A 1228-nucleotide genomic window follows, 5' to 3' on the forward strand; every position below is an offset into this window, starting at 1 on the left:
TTAGAAGTCAAGGCAAAGGAGATTGAGGAACCTCGTATTGAGGGGACGGGAAAAGGCAGTAATAGTGCGCCTCACTTAATAAATATTGATGAATTTTTATCTGGGAATAAATCCTTTGATCAAGTACTTGATGACTATGCTAAGCATTACGTTGAGGTAATTAATACTAAAGGATGGTCTTGGGAAAAAAGTATCGCTGGAGGGGATAGTCTAACTGCTAAACAAAGAAAATTGATAAAAAGTAAAGCCGAGGAGTTAAATCTCATACCCAAAATTGAAGTGAAAAATGTTGATGGTATGCGTTATGGATTTGCTGATTTTGAAAGTGCAGGACTGGTAGTGCATACGGATGAGCTCCCAAAAGATTTGTGGAAAAAAGGTGATACAGAGCAGTTTGACTGGTTAAATAATAATCTTCCAGAAGAAGTAAGAAAACTGGTTGAAAACGGAACGTATACATGGCATCATACTGAAGTGCCAGGGAAAATGCAATTGGTCCCTTATGGAATTCATAATATTACAACTCACAATGGTGGCAGGTCTACGGGAATGTGGGCTGATGCGGCAAGATAATAAGAAGGAGAAAACAAATATGAAAATAAAACAAGAGTCAATAATTTATCCCTTACCATCTGATCAACTGTTATTGAAAGAAGAAGGTTTTTGGAGAGTTGAACTGCCATTAGCGTACAAAGAATTTATTAAAATAAATAATGGTGGTATTCCGGAAAATCGTTCGTTTATTTGCAATGATCATAGCTATGCAATTACTAGATTTCTATGCATACTTGCGGAACCAACAGAAAATGAGTTTGGAATATTCGATATTGACGCTACTAAATCCCAGCTTGATGAGCGACTAATTGATGATGAAGATTTAATAGGAGTTGCATTATTACCCATTGCTATTTTATTTGCAGGGGATTTTCTATGCTTAGATTTTCGTGAATCCAGAAATAATCCTAAAGTTTGCGTGTGGGATCACGCGAATTCTGGCGAATTCGACCCGGTAAGCTATCGTGTTACGGAAAGTTTTGAAGAATTCGTAACACTGTTGACTGAAGACAATCATTAGCACTACCAATCCAAGGTGATGTTCGGAATTCAATATTAACAGAGAGACTTCTAGCAACATCGTACTGACTAAGAAGATTTGAGCTTATGAAATACACTATCACCCAAGATCAGGAAGCAGGGGATCAGATTGTCTTCCGCCAAATTAATATTC

The 1228-nt window shown here is 37.1% G+C and carries 2 protein-coding genes; both read left to right on the plus strand.

Annotation, left to right across the window (positions count from 1 at the left end; translation table 11 throughout):
- The coding region (locus QW71_RS36075; protein WP_235441657.1) for an HNH endonuclease at positions 1-573 on the plus strand (573 nt) is incomplete at its 5' end.
- Positions 574-592: 19 nt separating this feature from the next.
- Complete coding sequence (locus tag QW71_RS36080) at positions 593-1075, plus strand: SMI1/KNR4 family protein (protein ID WP_039310915.1); 483 nt, start codon at positions 593-595, stop codon at positions 1073-1075.
- Positions 1076-1228: the final 153 nt, after the last annotated feature.

It is taken from the genome of Paenibacillus sp. IHB B 3415 (genome assembly GCF_000802655.2).
In the GTDB taxonomy this organism is placed as follows: Bacteria; Bacillota; Bacilli; order Paenibacillales; family Paenibacillaceae; genus Paenibacillus_AQ; species Paenibacillus_AQ phytohabitans.

Bases quoted from the DNA above. Each gene is read 5' to 3' on its own strand.
- QW71_RS36080 (WP_039310915.1), top strand. From the start codon at position 593: ATGAAAATAAAACAAGAGTCAATAATTTATCCCTTACCATCTGATCAA.